General features: G+C 65.4%; 14 protein-coding genes. 9 read left to right on the top strand and 5 right to left on the bottom strand.

Annotation, left to right across the window (positions count from 1 at the left end):
• Positions 1–20 precede the first annotated feature (20 nt).
• The gene (locus POF53_RS21920) at positions 21–1,382 is read right to left on the bottom strand and encodes an aminotransferase-like domain-containing protein (RefSeq protein WP_234560269.1); all 1,362 of its coding nucleotides are present in this window, start codon (positions 1,380–1,382) and stop codon (positions 21–23) included.
• 75 nt (positions 1,383–1,457) lie between these two features.
• Here POF53_RS21920 and POF53_RS21915 point away from each other — a divergent pair, with 75 nt between their 5' ends.
• The 7 genes from POF53_RS21915 to POF53_RS21885 all read left to right on the top strand — a co-directional run bounded on the left by POF53_RS21915 (position 1,458) and on the right by POF53_RS21885 (position 6,083).
• Positions 1,458–2,411, top strand: a complete 954-nt coding sequence (locus POF53_RS21915; protein WP_498969401.1) for a threonine dehydratase — start codon at positions 1,458–1,460, stop codon at positions 2,409–2,411.
• Between the two features lie 91 nt (positions 2,412–2,502).
• The gene (locus POF53_RS21910; protein ID WP_232857280.1) at positions 2,503–2,700 is read left to right on the top strand and encodes a hypothetical protein; all 198 of its coding nucleotides are present in this window, start codon (positions 2,503–2,505) and stop codon (positions 2,698–2,700) included.
• Between the two features lie 77 nt (positions 2,701–2,777).
• Entirely contained in the window at positions 2,778–3,419 is a 642-nt protein-coding gene (locus POF53_RS21905; RefSeq protein ID WP_498969399.1) for a LysE family translocator, read from the top strand.
• Positions 3,420–3,443: 24 nt separating this feature from the next.
• Positions 3,444–3,896 carry an aminoglycoside 6'-N-acetyltransferase gene (aac(6'), locus tag POF53_RS21900; RefSeq protein WP_232857282.1) on the top strand — a complete coding sequence of 151 codons (453 nt, stop codon included), beginning with the start codon at positions 3,444–3,446 and terminating at the stop codon, positions 3,894–3,896.
• A gap of 94 nt (positions 3,897–3,990) precedes the next feature.
• Complete coding sequence (locus tag POF53_RS21895) at positions 3,991–4,416, top strand: YybH family protein (RefSeq protein WP_498969397.1); 426 nt, start codon at positions 3,991–3,993, stop codon at positions 4,414–4,416.
• Between the two features lie 42 nt (positions 4,417–4,458).
• Positions 4,459–4,803, top strand: coding sequence for a YciI family protein (locus POF53_RS21890; RefSeq protein WP_203651392.1), 345 nt, complete (start codon positions 4,459–4,461; stop codon positions 4,801–4,803).
• Between the two features lie 41 nt (positions 4,804–4,844).
• A complete protein-coding gene (locus POF53_RS21885) occupies positions 4,845–6,083 on the top strand; it encodes an RNA polymerase sigma factor (RefSeq protein ID WP_498969395.1) in 1,239 nt (412 codons plus the stop codon).
• A gap of 150 nt (positions 6,084–6,233) precedes the next feature.
• Here the strand turns inward: POF53_RS21885 and POF53_RS21880 are convergent, their stop codons facing one another.
• Positions 6,234–6,704 carry a MaoC family dehydratase gene (locus POF53_RS21880; RefSeq protein ID WP_062574831.1) on the bottom strand — a complete coding sequence of 157 codons (471 nt, stop codon included), beginning with the start codon at positions 6,702–6,704 and terminating at the stop codon, positions 6,234–6,236.
• Between the two features lie 35 nt (positions 6,705–6,739).
• Complete coding sequence (locus tag POF53_RS21875) at positions 6,740–7,684, bottom strand: alpha/beta hydrolase (protein WP_232857285.1); 945 nt, start codon at positions 7,682–7,684, stop codon at positions 6,740–6,742.
• Between the two features lie 201 nt (positions 7,685–7,885).
• Here POF53_RS21875 and fadD2 point away from each other — a divergent pair, with 201 nt between their 5' ends.
• Entirely contained in the window at positions 7,886–9,574 is a 1,689-nt protein-coding gene (gene fadD2, locus POF53_RS21870; protein WP_498969393.1) for a long-chain-fatty-acid--CoA ligase FadD2, read from the top strand.
• Between the two features lie 298 nt (positions 9,575–9,872).
• Entirely contained in the window at positions 9,873–11,570 is a 1,698-nt protein-coding gene (gene fadD1 / locus POF53_RS21865; RefSeq protein ID WP_203651400.1) for a long-chain-fatty-acid--CoA ligase FadD1, read from the top strand.
• Between the two features lie 150 nt (positions 11,571–11,720).
• On the opposite strand, the gene POF53_RS21860 is transcribed toward fadD1, so the two are convergent.
• Positions 11,721–13,028, bottom strand: a complete 1,308-nt coding sequence (locus POF53_RS21860) for an NAD(P)/FAD-dependent oxidoreductase (protein ID WP_498969390.1) — start codon at positions 13,026–13,028, stop codon at positions 11,721–11,723.
• Between the two features lie 29 nt (positions 13,029–13,057).
• Positions 13,058–14,422, bottom strand: coding sequence for a glutamine synthetase family protein (locus tag POF53_RS21855; protein WP_498969388.1), 1,365 nt, complete (start codon positions 14,420–14,422; stop codon positions 13,058–13,060).
• Positions 14,423–14,551 lie beyond the last annotated feature (129 nt).

The raw sequence follows: 14,551 nt of genomic DNA, 5'->3' as shown, positions 1-14,551 counted from the left end.
TTCGCGGCACAAGGCCGCTCCTACAGGGGCAGGTGTAAATCCCGGACGAGCTCCAGCCCCTGCTTCAACTGCGCGCGGCTGTGCGCCGCCGACAGGCTGACCCGCACTGCCCGCACACGCTCCGTGCCCACCGCGAACACACTGGCCGGCACGATCTCCACTCCTTGCGCCCGACACCGGGCAACCAGCGTCTCGGCTTCTGCAGACGTGGTCAGCCAGGCATGGGGCGAAGGCACGCCGTCCACCTGCAGTGCATTACCCAGCAACGCCCGCGCCAGGCGCCAACGCTCGGCCAGTTCCTCCCGCTGCCAGGCCAGTCGCCGTGCGGCGGTCCCGTCCGAAATCCACTGGCAAGCGATGTGCAGGTTCAATGGCGACACCGACCAATGGGTGGCCTGGGCATAGGGGTCGATCTGCTCCAGCAACGCTGGCCGCGCCACGATCCAGCCCAGGCGCAGGCCGGCGGCCACGGTCTTGGACAAACTGCTGATCAGCACCCCGCGGCCTTCGAGCAAAGGGTACAGCGGCGGCCGGTCGGTCAAGGCGCCGTACACGTCATCCTCGATCACCAGCAAGTCGTGGCGCCTGGCGACTGCCGCCAGCGCCTGGCGCCGGGCCTCGCCCATGCAGGCCCCGGTCGGGTTGTGCAGGGTCGGGGTGGTCACCAGTACCCGCGCGCCACTGGCCCGCACGACGCGGTCCAGTTCGTCCGGGCGCAAACCCTGTTCATCCAGAGCCACCCCCTGCACCGGCAGGCGCAGCTGTCGACAGGCCGCCTTGATGCCCGGGGCGGTCAACGCTTCGACCATCACCGGCTCGCCTGCCTGGCACAGTGACTGCAGCACCAGGATCAAGGCCTGTTGGGCGCCACCGCAGAGCAGCACCTCCTCGGGTCTCAGGTCCAGGCCGCGATTGGCCAGCCAGCGGGCGCCCTGGATCCGCCCCAGTAGCAATTGCTCCGGCCCCAGGTAATGGTCGAGCAGGGTGGTTTCACCCTGTTCGAGCAGTCTGCGCAGGCTGTGTTCGAGGTCAAGATTGTGCGGATCGGCCACTGGCACGTTGGTCGACAGGTCGATCACCGGGTGCTGGCGGTCGGGCTGCTTGAGGCGGAATAGTGTCGCCTCCTTGCTGCTGGCCAGCACGTAGGTGCCGCGCCCCACTTCACCGGACACCAGGTGCCGCGCCGCAGCCTCGCGGTACGCCTGTTGCGTGGTGCTTGGGTTCAGGCCCAGCGTCCAGGCCAGGCGACGCTGGGGCGGCAGGCGTTCGCCGGCTTTCAGCTCGCCCTGTTCGATGGCGCCGGCAATGGCTTCGACCAGCGCCAGGTAGCGCGGCTGGTCGTTGTCTGGCAGGGAGGGAATCCACACGAAATTGCTACCCATGCAATATATGTTTGGACCCATACAATGACCGGCGCTTAGGATCGGATCAAGCCCTACCGATGAAGGAAGATCGCCATGTTCGACTTGCCCGCCCTGCGTGAAGCCGCCGACTTTGTTCACCAGCACGTTCCGCCGACCCCGCAGCATGCCTGGCCGCTGCTGGCCGAGCGGCTGGGTTGCCAGCTCTGGGTCAAGCATGAGAACCATGCCCCCACCGGTGCCTTCAAGGTGCGTGGTGGGCTGGTCTACGTGCGTTCCTTGCTGGCCGCTGGCGAAGTCCCCCGCGGGCTGGTCACCGCCACCCGCGGCAACCATGGCCAGAGCATGGCTCTGGCGGCGCGCCAGGCGGGCTTGCCGCTGGTGATCGTGGTGCCTGAAGGCAACTCGCGCGAGAAGAACGCCGCCATGCGCGCCCTGGGCGCGGAACTGGTGGAGCACGGCGTGGACTTCGACGTTGCCCGTGAAGAGGCGGCGCGCCTGGCCGAGGACCGCGGCTACCAGATGGTCCCATCGTTCCACCCGGAGCTGGTGCGCGGCGTGGCCACCTACGCGCTGGAGCTGTTCGAGGCGGTGGCCGACCTCGATTGCGTGTATGTGCCGATTGGCATGGGCTCGGGCATCTGCGGGCTGATCCAGGCGCGCAACCTGCTGGGGGTGGACACCGAGATTGTCGGTGTGGTCTCCAGTGCTGCGGATGCCTATGCCCAGAGCTTCGAGCAGGGTCGCATCGTCACCACCGCCAGCGCCAACACCTTCGCCGACGGCATGGCCTGCCGCGTGCCGCACCCCGACGCCTTCGCCCTGGTGCGCGAGCATGCCGCACGCATCGTGCGAGTGAGTGACGACGAGATCGCCGAGGCCATGCGGCTCTACCACGAGACCACCCACAACACCGCCGAGGGTGCCGGTGCCGCTGCCCTGGCCGCATTGGTGCAGGAACATGGACGTCAGGCCGGCAAGCGTGTGGCGGTGGTGCTCAGTGGCGCCAATGTGGATCGTGGGCGTTATGCGCAGGTGTTGGCGGGGTGATGAAAAATTCTGAATGAATGTCGAGGCAGAAGAGCTTCCCCGGTCTTGGTAGCATTTTTGTCTACCTGCGAGGCATTTCTGGGGATCGACGATGAATCACATTCACTACAGGGGCTACGAGGCCAGTGTCGAATACGATGCGCATGACCAGATCTTCGTCGGACGTGTACTTGGCATGATCGGTATCATCAGTTTTCACGCCAGCACTCTGCATGGGTTGCACGAAGCGTTTCAACAAGCCGTGGAAGACTATGTTTCCGACTGCACAGGCCAGTCGGAATCTGTCTGAGCGAGTGAACTTTCTTTCTGTACGGCAAGCGCACCCTCGGGTTCAATGTGCACCCCTGATTACGTCCAGAGTGCGCCATGCCTTTCTCCAACGGTTTTCTCCTCAGCCTTTCCCTGTGCCTGGACATCGGCATGGCCAATATCGCCATGATCACCCTGGCCATGCAGCGCGGCTTTCTCCAAGGGTTCTGGCTGGGACTGGGTACCTGCGTCGGCGACCTGGTCTATGCAATTGCTGCTCTGGCCGGGATGACCGTGCTGTTGCAGTTCGAAAGCGTGCGCTGGGCCCTGTGGCTGGGCGGTTCGGCACTGCTGGTGTGGTTTGCCGTGAAGATGCTGCTGGCGGCCTGGCGCGGCGGGCACCTGGAGTCGCGGGGCGAAGTGGTGGTGGAGTCTGGCTGGCGCGAGTTCCTGCGCGGGATCTTCCTGGCCATGTCCTCGCCCAGCGCGATCCTCTGGTTCGCGGCGGTGGGTGGGGTGCTGATCTCCAGGTCTGGTGGCGGCAGCCTGCTCGACGCGGGTCTGTTCCTCGGGGGCTTCTTCGCCGCCGGGTTGGTCTGGTGCGTGTCGCTCTGCGCCATCGCCAGCCATGGTGGGCGCTTGCTCGGTGATCGGCTGCTGCTGTGGTCCTACCTGCTGTCGGCGGCCATTTTCTGTTATTTCGCGGTGTATGTGATTCTCTCCGGTTATCGTGAGTTCATCTTGTCTACACCCGTTTGAGTCATGGAGTTCCCAGAAGTGGCAATGATCCAACCCTGCACTGACCCGGGCAGCCCGGCCTGGCTGCACTTGCGCAGCGCCTTGTGGCCCGACAGTGCGGCGACTGACCACCTGGCGGAAATGGCCGATATCGCCGGCCGCCCCGCAACCTTCGTGGCCCTGCTGGCGTATGACGAGCAGGGCAGGGCGCAAGGGCTGGCCGAGGCGTCGGTGCGTCATGACTATGTCAATGGCAGCAATACTTCGCCGGTGGCGTACCTCGAAGGCGTCTTTGTTGAACAGGCCTCGCGCGGCCAGGGCGTCGCCCGCCAGCTGATCGCGGCTGTCGAACGGTGGGCCGATGGCAAAGGTTGCCGCGAACTGGCCTCGGACGCCGCGCTGGACAACCTTGGCAGCCAGCGCATGCACGCGGCCCTGGGCTTTGCCGAGACCGAGCGTGTCGTGTACTTCCTCAAGCCAGTCGCGCCCCTCGACTGAAAATTTCCGGGCAGTTGTCGATTTGCCGTTTTCCCGTTCGACCAGTGTTGAAAGCGTCACCACCAACCCTGATGAGTCTTCGGAGGAAACACCGATGAACACTGCAGCCGAGCATGAACTGAAGCAACTGATCGAACAGTGGATGCAAGCCGTGCGCGAGCGTGACGTCGACCGTATCGTCGCCCCCTACGCCGACGACATTGTCGCCTTCGACGCCATCCAGGCCCTGCAATTCAAGGGCAAGGCCGCCTACCGCGCCCACTGGGAGATGTGCATGGGCATGTGCACCGGACCGATGGTGTTCGAATTGGCGCAACTGACCGTGCATGCCGACGGCGACCTGGGCCTGGCCCACTGGCTCAATCGCTGCGGGCCGTCCGACGATGAGAGCCAGTGCGGTTTCATGCGCGCCACTGTCGGTTACCGGCGCAGCGGCGGCCAATGGCAGGTTATCCATGAACACTGGTCGGCGCCGTTCGACATGGAAACGCAAAAAGCACTGTTCGATCTCAAACCCTGAACACCATCGACCGCCTATCGCCACCTCGCCCCGGAGACGATCATGAAATACCTGTGCCTGGTCTATTGTGATGAAGCGCTGTTGCACAGCCTGCCCGACAGCCCCGAGGACGCCGAATGCATGGCCTACGCCGAGTCCATCCAGGGCTCCGGGCGGATGATCGCCGCCGAGGCGCTCAAGCCCGTGCAGACGGCCACCACGGTACGCGTGCGCGCCGGACACATGAGCCTGACCGACGGTCCGTTCGCCGAGACCAAGGAGCAGTTGGCCGGGTTCTACCTGGTCGATGCCCGCGACCTCAATGAAGCGTTGAACATCGCCAGGGGCATTCCGGCGGCGCGGGTCGGCAGCGTCGAGGTGCGTCCGGTGCGTGAGTTGCAACCCTGACCCAATAAGGAGAGCACGATGACCCAGGTATCGCCGGGCTGATGAACAGCGAAGGGCAAATCCGGGATGAAGTGGCGGCGGTCTACCGCCGCGACTCCCGGCGCATCCTGGCCACCCTGATCCGCCTGCTGGGAGACTTCGACCTGGCCGAGGAGGCCCTGCATGACGCCTTCTTCATTGCCGTCGAGCGCTGGCAGCGCGATGGTATCCCGGACAATCCGCGGGCCTGGCTGGTTTCCGCCGGCCGTTTCAAGGCCATCGATGCCTTGCGCCGCCGTGCCCGCTTCGACCGCTCCCAGGCGGACCTGATCATGCTGCTGGAGGGCGAGGCCCAGGACCCGGGTGAGCAGGAGCTGCTGGTCGATGACCGGCTGCGCCTGATCTTCACCTGCTGCCACCCGGCCCTGGCCTTCGATGCCCAGGTGCCGCTGACGTTGCGCGAGGTCTGCGACCTGACCACCGAGCAGATCGCCCGCGCCTTCCTGCAGAGCCCGGCGACCATCGCCCAGCGCATCGTGCGCGCCAAGGCCAAGATCCGCGATGCGAAGATCCCCTACCAGGTACCGGAGCTGGGCGAGTTGCCGGAGCGGCTGGAGAGTGTACTGCGGGTGATCTACCTGGTGTTCAACGAGGGCTATTCGGCGTCTTCGGGCGAGGATGTCACCACACGCGCGCTGACCGACGAGGCCATCCGCCTGGGCCGGTTGCTCGCGCAGTTGCTGCCGGATGCCGAGGTGCTGGGGCTGTTGGCGCTGATGCTGTTGCAGGCCTCGCGGCAGAACGCGCGCAGCGATACCAACGGCGAGCTGGTGCTGCTCGACGAACAGGACCGGAGCCTGTGGGACCGGGCACAGATAGAGGAGGGCAGCCAGTTGGTGCGCCAGGCCCTGAGCGGCCGGGAGTTCGGCCCCTACAGCGTGCAGGCGGCGATTGCTGCACTGCATGCCGAAGCGCCCAGCGCCGAGGCCACCGACTGGGACGAGATTGTCGGCCTGTACGATGTGCTGCAGCGCCACTGGCCGTCACCGGTGGTGGAGCTGAACCGGGCGGCAGCGCTGGCCCGGCGCGATGGCGCGCAGGTCGGGTTGCGGGCGGTCGAAGCAATTCTCGAGCGGGGCGAACTGGGCGAATACCACCTGGCCCATGCCGCGCGCGCCGAACTGCATCGGCAGCTGGGCAATACCGAACAGGCCCGCGAGGCCTGGCAGCAGGCATTGACGCTGACCCGGCAGGGGCCGGAACGCCGCCATATCGAGCGGCGCTTGCGCGAGCTGGGGTGAGGTAATACCTGTAGGAGCGGCCTCGTGCCGCGAAAGGGCTGCGTAGCAGCCCCGGCGATCTAAGCATGGACGCTGAAATCCAGGGACTGCTGCGCAGCTCTTTCGCGACACAAGGCCGCTCCTACAGTGACCGTGTGTGCCGCTGTACTTTCAGCCGGCAACGAACTCCGGCGGGCTCACCAGCTCGACGGTCTGTTGCTTGCGCGGCGCGAGGATCTCGGCCTCGCCGGCGACCACCAGCTCGTCGTTCTGGTTGTACACGTTGGTGGCGATACGCACCTTGAACTTGGGCAGCTTCTCGAGGATTTCCAGGCGCACGGTCAGCTCGTCGCCGATCTTCACCGGCTTCTGGAAGCTCATCTGCTGGCCCAGGTAGATGGTGCCCGGGCCAGGCAGGGTGCAGGCCACTGCGGCGCTGATCAGCGCGCCGCTGAACATGCCGTGGGCGATGCGTTCCTTGAACATGCTCTTGGCGGCGAACTCGGCATCCAGGTGCACCGGGTTGTGGTCGCCGGACATGGCGGCGAACAGCTGGATGTCGCGTTCTGCCACGGACTTCTTGTATTCAGCTTTCTGGCCGACTTCGAGGGCTTCGTAAGGCGTGTTGGTGACCTGGGTCATCAGGGGCTTCCTTGTGGAACGGACGAGGCTGCCGATCATTCACTGCGGGCAGGGCGGCCAAGGGCCAGCGCCTGCTCCAGCCAGCCGATGATCTCGGCGGTGACCTCGTCGCGATGGGTTTCGTTGAGCACTTCGTGGCGTGCGCCGGGGTAGATGCGCAACTGTACATGACGGTTGCCGGTCGCGCGCAGGGCGTCGGCCAGGTGGGTGAGACGCTTGCCGGCACTCACCGGATCACATTCGCCGCCCAGCACGAAGATCGGCAGGTTTGGATCGATCTGCGCCAGGTTCTTCTTCTGACTGATCTGCGCCAGCCCCTGCAGCAGGTCGAGCCACAGCTGGTTGCTGCAGCGAAAGCCGCACAGCGGATCGGCGATGTACTTGTCCACCTCCGCGGCATCGCGGCTGAGCCAGTCGAAGGCGGTGCGGTTGGGCTTGAACGCCTTGTTGAACGAGCCGAACGACAGCCAGTCGATCAGCGCGCTCTTGCCCAGCGGGCCCTGGCGCCAGGCCTCGACGCGGGCGATCAGGTGCGCCGCGCGGTACAGTGCCACCGGCTGGAAGTTCGAGCCGCTGAGGATCGCGCCCTGCAGGCTGGCGCTGTGGTGCAGCAGGTAGGCCTGGGCGATGTAGCTGCCCATGCTGTGGCCGAACAGGAACAGCGGGGTTCCCGGAAATTGCTGGCCGATGTGCTGGGCCAGCAGGCCCAGGTCGTTGAGCACGGCATTCCAGCCATTTTTCCGGGCGAACAGGCCCAGGCTGCCCAGTTCGGCGGTGCGGCCATGGCCGCGCAGGTCGGGGGCGAGCAGCCCGTAGCCGACGGCGTTGAGCGCATGACCCAGGCGCTGGTAGCGCCCGGCATGCTCGGCCATGCCATGGGCCAGCAGCACCACGGCCTTGACCGGAGTGGCCGGCAGCCATTGGTGGACATAAAGGCTGCAATGCTCGCTGGCGGGGAGCCAGAAGGCGTCGTGGGGCATGGCGGGTCCTTGCGCGCGGAGGTTGCCCAACAGTGTATGCGCAAAGCCATCGATTGCAGGAAGGGCGGAAAAGAGATTCACAATGTTAATGGCGGCACTTGGCGTATTTGCCACCTTCGACAGAGCTGCTAACGTCGGCTGAACACCTTTTTGCCAGCAGGCGATCAGGTCAGGAATGTCCCGGTAGAGGAACAACAATAAATGCAAGCCGATTTCTGGAACGACAAGCGCGCCGCGGGCGTACCTTCCACCATTGACATGAATGTCTACACGTCCGTCGTCGACGTCTTCGAGCGCTGCTGCAAACGCTTCGCCGACCGCCCGGCGTACAGCAACCTCGGGGTCACCCTTAGCTATGCCGACCTCGAGCGTCATTCGGCCGCCTTCGCCGCCTGGCTGCAACAGCACACCGAACTGGTGCCGGGCGACCGCATCGCGGTGCAGATGCCCAATGTCCTGCAATACCCCATTGCGGTGTTCGGCGCCATGCGCGCCGGCCTGATCGTGGTCAACACCAACCCGCTGTACACCGAGCGCGAGATGCGCCATCAGTTCAAGGACTCCGGCGCCCGAGCCCTGGTGTACCTGAACATGTTCGGCAAGCGCGTGCAGGAGGTGCTGCCCGATACCGGCATCGAGTACCTGATCGAGGCGAAGATGGGCGACCTGCTGCCGACGGCCAAGGGCTGGCTGGTCAACACCGTGGTCGACAAGCTGAAGAAGATGGTGCCGGCCTACCAGTTGCCCCAGGCCGTGTCGTTCAAGCAGGTGCTGCGCCAGGGGCGCGGGCTCACTCACAGGCCGGTGGCACAAACCCTGGAGAACATCGCGGTGCTGCAGTACACCGGCGGCACCACCGGGCTGGCCAAGGGCGCCATGCTCACCCACGGCAACCTGGTGGCCAACATGCTCCAGGTGCTGGCCTGCTTCGGTCAGCACGGCCCCGATGGCCAGCCGCTGATCAAGGAAGGGCAGGAGGTGATGATCGCGCCGCTGCCGCTGTACCACATCTATGCCTTCACCGCGAACTGCATGTGCATGATGGTGACCGGCAACCACAACGTACTGATCACCAACCCCCGGGATATTCCCGGTTTCATCAAGGAACTGGGCAAGTGGCGGTTCTCGGCGCTGGTGGGCCTGAACACGCTGTTCGTCGCGCTGATGGACAACCCGGGCTTCAAGTCGCTGGATTTCTCCGCGCTGAAGATCACCAACTCCGGTGGCACCGCGCTGGTCAAGGCCACCGCCGAACGCTGGGAGGCCCTCACCGGTTGCCGCATTGTCGAAGGCTACGGCCTGACCGAAACCTCGCCGGCGGCCAGCACCAACCCCTATGGCCAGCTGGCGCGCCTGGGCACCGTGGGGCTGCCGGTGCCCGGCACGGCGTTCAAGGTGATCGACGATGAAGGCCACGAGCAGCCGCTGGGCGAGCGTGGCGAGTTGTGCATCAAGGGGCCGCAGGTGATGAAGGGTTACTGGCAGCAGGTTGAGGCCACCACCCAGGTCCTGGATGCCGAAGGCTGGCTGAAGACCGGCGATATCGCCGTCATCGATCCGGACGGTTTCACCTGCATCGTCGACCGCAAGAAGGACATGATCATCGTCTCGGGCTTCAACGTGTATCCCAACGAGATCGAGGATGTGGTGATGGGCCATCCGCAGGTGGCCAGCTGCGCGGTGATTGGCGTGCCGGACGAGCGCACCGGCGAGGCGGTGAAGCTGTTCGTGGTGCCGCGTGCGGGTGGGGTGAGCGTCGATGAGCTCAAGGCGTTCTGCAAGACCAACTTCACCGGCTACAAGGTGCCCAAGCACATCGTGTTGCGCGAATCGCTGCCGATGACTCCGGTGGGCAAGATCCTGCGCCGGGAGTTGCGCGATATCGCCTGACGGTGGCTAATCCAATCCTGTGGGATCAGCACAACGCCGTTCCCGCAGGCCCTCTCTAGGGCAGGGCTTTCAGGCGGATTCGCGACATTTTGTATAATTACTCTAAAAATGACCTGTATTGTTCATTGAGTCATTTTTGTGACCTGTCGGCCCATTTCGACCTCTAGGCGACCCCTTGCAAAGCTGTTACTCTCGGCGCGCTTTCAGAGGATCCGGTTTGCAATGAGCCGGCCTCTCATATCAATAATAAGCGCATCGACGCGTACCGAATTCGCTGTTGCTGAAGGAGCGGGCTTCCATGATCGAACATTTTTGGAAGGATAAGTACCCAGCCGGGGTCACGGCGGACATCAATCCTGACGAATTCCCCAATATCCAGGCGGTACTCAAGCAATCCTGCCAACGCTTTGCCGACAAACCTGCCTTTAGCAACCTGGGCAAGACCATCACCTACGGCGAGCTGTACACCCTGTCCGGCGCCTTCGCCGCCTGGCTGCAGCAGCACACCGACCTGAAGCCGGGTGATCGCATCGCGGTCCAGCTGCCCAACGTCCTGCAGTACCCCGTCGCCGTGTTCGGCGCCATGCGCGCCGGCCTGATCGTGGTCAACACCAACCCGCTGTACACCGCGCGGGAGCTGGAGCACCAGTTCAACGATTCCGGGGCCAAGGCCCTGGTGTGCCTGGCCAACATGGCGCACCTGGCGGAAAAGGTGGTGCCCAAGACCCAGGTCAAACATGTCATTGTCACCGAAGTGGCCGACCTGTTGCCACCTCTCAAGCGCCTGTTGATCAACAGCGTCATCAAGTACGTGAAGAAAATGGTGCCGGCCTACCACCTGCCGGGCGCCGTGCGCTTCAACGATGCCCTGGCGCTGGGCAAGGGCGGCGCGGTGACCGAGGCCAACCCGCAGTCCGGCGATGTCGCCGTGCTGCAGTACACCGGCGGTACCACCGGCGTGGCCAAGGGCGCGATGCTCACCCACCGCAACCTGGTCGCCAACATGCTGCAGTGCCGCGCGCTGATGGGCTCGAACCTGCACGAAGGCTGCGAGATCCTCATCACCCCGCTGCCGCTGTACCACATCTACGCCTTCACCTTCCATTGCATGGCCATGATGCTCATCGGCAACCACAACGTGCTGATCAGCAACCCGCGCGACCTGCCGGCCATGGTCAAGGAACTGGGCAAGTGGAAGTTCAGCGGCTTCGTCGGCCTCAACACGCTGTTCGTCGCCCTGTGCAACAACGAGACGTTCCGCAACCTCGACTTCTCGGCGCTGAAGATCACCCTGTCCGGCGGCATGGCCCTGCAACAGAGCGTGGCCGAGCGCTGGAAGACGGTGACCGGCTGCGCCATCTGCGAAGGCTACGGCATGACCGAGACCAGCCCGGTGGCGGCGGTCAACCCGACTTCGGCCAACCAGCTGGGAACCATCGGCATCCCGGTGCCGTCCACCCTGTGCAAGATCATCGACGACAACGGCCAGGAATTGCCCCTGGGCGAGGTGGGCGAGCTGTGCATCAAGGGGCCGCAGGTGATGAAGGGCTACTGGCAGCGTGAAGATGCCACCGCCGAGATCATCGACAGCAATGGCTGGCTGAAGACTGGCGACATCGCCCTGATCCAGCCGGACGGCTATATGCGCATCGTCGACCGCAAGAAGGACATGATCCTGGTGTCCGGCTTCAACGTGTACCCCAACGAGCTCGAAGACGTGCTCGCCGCGCTGCCGGGCGTGCTGCAGTGCGCGGCCATTGGCGTCCCGGACGAAAAATCCGGCGAGGTGATCAAGATGTTCATCGTGGTCAAGCCGGGCATGACCCTGACCAAGGAGCAGGTGATGGAGCACATGCGCGCCAACGTCACCGGCTACAAGGTGCCCAAGGCCATCGAGTTCCGCGACGCGCTGCCGACCACCAACGTCGGCAAGATCCTGCGCCGAGAGCTGCGCGACGAAGAGCTGAAGAAGCAGGGTCTGAAGAAGATCGCCTGATCCGCAGCCTGCACGATCGATGTAGAAGCGGCCTTGCGCCGCGAAAGGGGTGCGAAGCACCCCCATCGATTGATGCGTTGCCGCTGAAATCCTGGGGCTGCTTTGCAGCCCTTTCGCGGCGCAAGGCCGCTCCTACAGAGAGGTTGCGGCTCAGCGCAGCTTTTCCAGCATCTGGTAGTACCACATCCCCGCCGCCAGCAGCGGATTGCCCAGCAGGTCGCCCATCGGCACCTTGATGTGCCTGCACCCGGCAAAGGTATCGAACTTCTCCAGCGTCCCGGTCAGCGCCTCGGCCATGATCTCGCCCATGATATGGCTGGTGGCGATGCCGTGCCCGGAATACCCCTGGCAGTACCAGACGTTGTCCGACAGCTTGCCCAGCTGCGGGATGCGGTTGACCACGATGCCCATGGCGCAGCTCCACTGGAACTCGATCGGCACGCCCTTGAGCGCCGGGAAGGTGCGCTCGATGCACGGGCGCAGCTCGCCTTCGATGTCCCGCGAGTCGCGCCCGGAGTAGTTGGCGCCGCCACCGAACAGCAGGCGCTTGTCGGCGGTCAGGCGGTAGTAGTCGAGGACGAAACGGCAGTCGTACACCGCCAGGTCCTGCGGGTTGATCTGCTCGGCCAGCTCGCCCAGCGGCGCGGTGGTGACGATGCCGCCCATGGCCGGGAAGATCTTGCCCTTGAGCTGGCGCTTTTCCAGCTTGTGATACACGTCGCCGGCCAGCATCACCTGGCGCGCCTCGATCCGTCCCTGGGCGGTGACCACCGCCGGGCGCGGGCCGTGGACGATCTCCAGCACCTCGGAGTTTTCGAACAGCAGGGCGCCCAGCCCGTGGGCGGCGCGGGCCTCGCCCAGGCACAGGTTGAGCGGGTGCAGGTGCAGGTTGCGGCGGTTCTTCAGCGCGCCGAGGTACAGCGGGCTCTGCAGATGATGTTGCATGGCGCTGCGGTCGAGCAGTTGCACCTGGTCGCCCATGCCGCGGCGCTGGGCCTCGGCCTCGAAGGCGCGCAGCTCGTTCATGTGCGACGGTTTCATCGCCGCGTGCAGATGGCCGTGCTTGAGGTCGCACTGGATGCCGTAGCGCTCGACGCGCTGCTCGATGATCTGGTGGCCGCGCCAGCGCAGATGCCAGATGAAATCGTCCACCTCGGCGCCCAGCCGGTCGCGCATCTGCGTGCGCATGGCCTCGTCGCCCGACAGGCTGCCGGTGACCTGGCCGCCGTTGCGCCCGCTGGCGCCCCAGCCGATGCGGTTGGTCTCGACGATGGCCACTTTCAGGCCGCGCTCGGCCAGTTCCACGGCGGTGGCCACGCCGGTGAAGCCGCCGCCGATGATCGCCACATCCACCTGCACCGTGCCCTTGAGCGTGGGGTATTCGGTCGTGTCGTTGAGGGTGGCGCTGTAATAGGACGGCGCGCGCTGGGCCGGGCCGTTGTTCACTGCTGCGTTCATGGTTGTTCCTTCTTGTAATCTCGTGGGCATCAGGTCTGGTGCAGGTACCAGCGCCAGTCCTGCTCGCCGACCTCGGCCATGAACTGGCGGTACTCGGCGCGCTTGACCTTCAGGTAGACGCCGAGGAAGGCTTCGCCCAGCGCCTCCCGGGCCCAGGTCGAATGCTCCAGGGCCTCGAGGGCGGTCAGCCAGTCGGTGGGCAGGTGTTCGGTGGCTTGGGCGTAGCCGTTGCCTTCGACCGGGGCGCCGGGATCGAGTTGTTCACGGATGCCCTGGTGGGTGGCGGCGAGAATCGCGGCGGCGGCCAGGTAGGGGTTGGCGTCGGCGCCGCAGATGCGGTGCTCGATATGCCGGCTGTTGGCCGGGCCACCGGGTACGCGCAGGCTGACGGTGCGGTTGTCCACGCCCCAGGTCGGCGCCAGCGGTGCATAGCTGTTGGCCTGGAAGCGGCGGAACGAGTTGGCGTTGGGGCAGAACAACAGCAGCGATTCGCGCAGGTGACGCAGCATGCCGGCCACCGCGTGACGCAGCAGCGGGGTACCGGCCTTGTCCTCGCTGGCGAACAGGTTGTTGCCGGCGGCGTCGGCCAGGCTCAGGTGCATGTGCATGCCGGTGCCGGCCAGCTGGGCGAACGGCTTGGCCATGAAGCAGGCCTGCATGCCGTGGGCGTTGGCGATGCCCTTGACCAGGCGCTTGTAGCGCACGGCCTGGTCCATCGCCTGGAGCGCGTCGCCGTGCTCCAGGGTGATCTCCACCTGCCCGGGCGCGTACTCGGAGATCGCCGTGCGGACCGGGATGCCCTGGGCCTTGCAGGCGGCGTAGAGGTCGGCGAGGAAGGGTTCGATCTGCTCCAGCTCGCGCAGGCCATACACCTGGGTCCCGCACGGACGTCCGCCGTCGCTGTCCAAGGCCGGCTGCGGCCGGCCCTGGGCGTCGCGCTGCTGGTCGAGCAGGTAGAACTCCAGCTCGCAGGCCATTACCGGGTGGAAACCATCGGCCTTGAGCGCGTCGATCACCCGCAGCAGCACATGACGCGGGTCGGCCACGCTGGCCGGCAGGCCTTCGCTGGGGTGCATGCTGACCTGCACGGCGGCGGTCGGCACCCGGCGCCAGGGCAGGCGCACCAAGCTGCCGTCCAGCGGGTAGGCGCGGCAGTCGATGTCGCCGACGTCCCAGACCAGGCCCGAGTTTTCCACGTCGTCGCCATTGAGGGTCAGGCCGAGGATGGTGCTGGGCAGCGGGCGGCCGCTTTCGAACACCGCCAGCAGCTCCTCGCGGTGCAGCAGCTTGCCGCGGGGGACGCCGTTGGCGTCGAGGATGAACAGCTCGATCAGGTCGATATCGGGGTTGTCGGCCAGGAAACGCCTGGCTTGCTCTGCGGGGGCAAAGTGCATGGTGGATTCGCTCTGGGGCACACGTGACCGCCGCGCAGGCGAGCGGTCAGGCTGAGTCAATCGGCCAGTGGGGCGGCCGGGTCGGGTCAGGAGTGCGTGAGCGACGTGTCCGGTGGGCGCGCGTGACGG

It is taken from the genome of Mitsuaria sp. RG, assembly GCF_028369275.1.
GTDB classification, from domain to species: domain Bacteria; phylum Pseudomonadota; class Gammaproteobacteria; order Pseudomonadales; family Pseudomonadaceae; genus Aquipseudomonas; species Aquipseudomonas peradeniyensis.
The sequence above is the reverse complement of the archived record's forward strand: the minus strand, read 5'-3'. Positions and strand labels throughout refer to the sequence as shown.

Bases quoted from the DNA above. Each gene is read 5' to 3' on its own strand.
- POF53_RS21920 (WP_234560269.1), bottom strand. From the start codon at position 1,382: ATGGGTAGCAATTTCGTGTGGATTCCCTCCCTGCCAGACAACGACCAG.
- POF53_RS21915 (WP_498969401.1), top strand. From the start codon at position 1,458: ATGTTCGACTTGCCCGCCCTGCGTGAAGCCGCCGACTTTGTTCACCAG.
- POF53_RS21910 (WP_232857280.1), top strand. From the start codon at position 2,503: ATGAATCACATTCACTACAGGGGCTACGAGGCCAGTGTCGAATACGAT.
- POF53_RS21905 (WP_498969399.1), top strand. From the start codon at position 2,778: ATGCCTTTCTCCAACGGTTTTCTCCTCAGCCTTTCCCTGTGCCTGGAC.
- POF53_RS21895 (WP_498969397.1), top strand. From the start codon at position 3,991: ATGAACACTGCAGCCGAGCATGAACTGAAGCAACTGATCGAACAGTGG.
- POF53_RS21890 (WP_203651392.1), top strand. From the start codon at position 4,459: ATGAAATACCTGTGCCTGGTCTATTGTGATGAAGCGCTGTTGCACAGC.
- POF53_RS21885 (WP_498969395.1), top strand. From the start codon at position 4,845: ATGAACAGCGAAGGGCAAATCCGGGATGAAGTGGCGGCGGTCTACCGC.
- POF53_RS21880 (WP_062574831.1), bottom strand. From the start codon at position 6,704: ATGACCCAGGTCACCAACACGCCTTACGAAGCCCTCGAAGTCGGCCAG.
- POF53_RS21875 (WP_232857285.1), bottom strand. From the start codon at position 7,684: ATGCCCCACGACGCCTTCTGGCTCCCCGCCAGCGAGCATTGCAGCCTT.
- fadD2 (WP_498969393.1), top strand. From the start codon at position 7,886: ATGCAAGCCGATTTCTGGAACGACAAGCGCGCCGCGGGCGTACCTTCC.
- fadD1 (WP_203651400.1), top strand. From the start codon at position 9,873: ATGATCGAACATTTTTGGAAGGATAAGTACCCAGCCGGGGTCACGGCG.
- POF53_RS21860 (WP_498969390.1), bottom strand. From the start codon at position 13,028: ATGAACGCAGCAGTGAACAACGGCCCGGCCCAGCGCGCGCCGTCCTAT.
- POF53_RS21855 (WP_498969388.1), bottom strand. From the start codon at position 14,422: ATGCACTTTGCCCCCGCAGAGCAAGCCAGGCGTTTCCTGGCCGACAAC.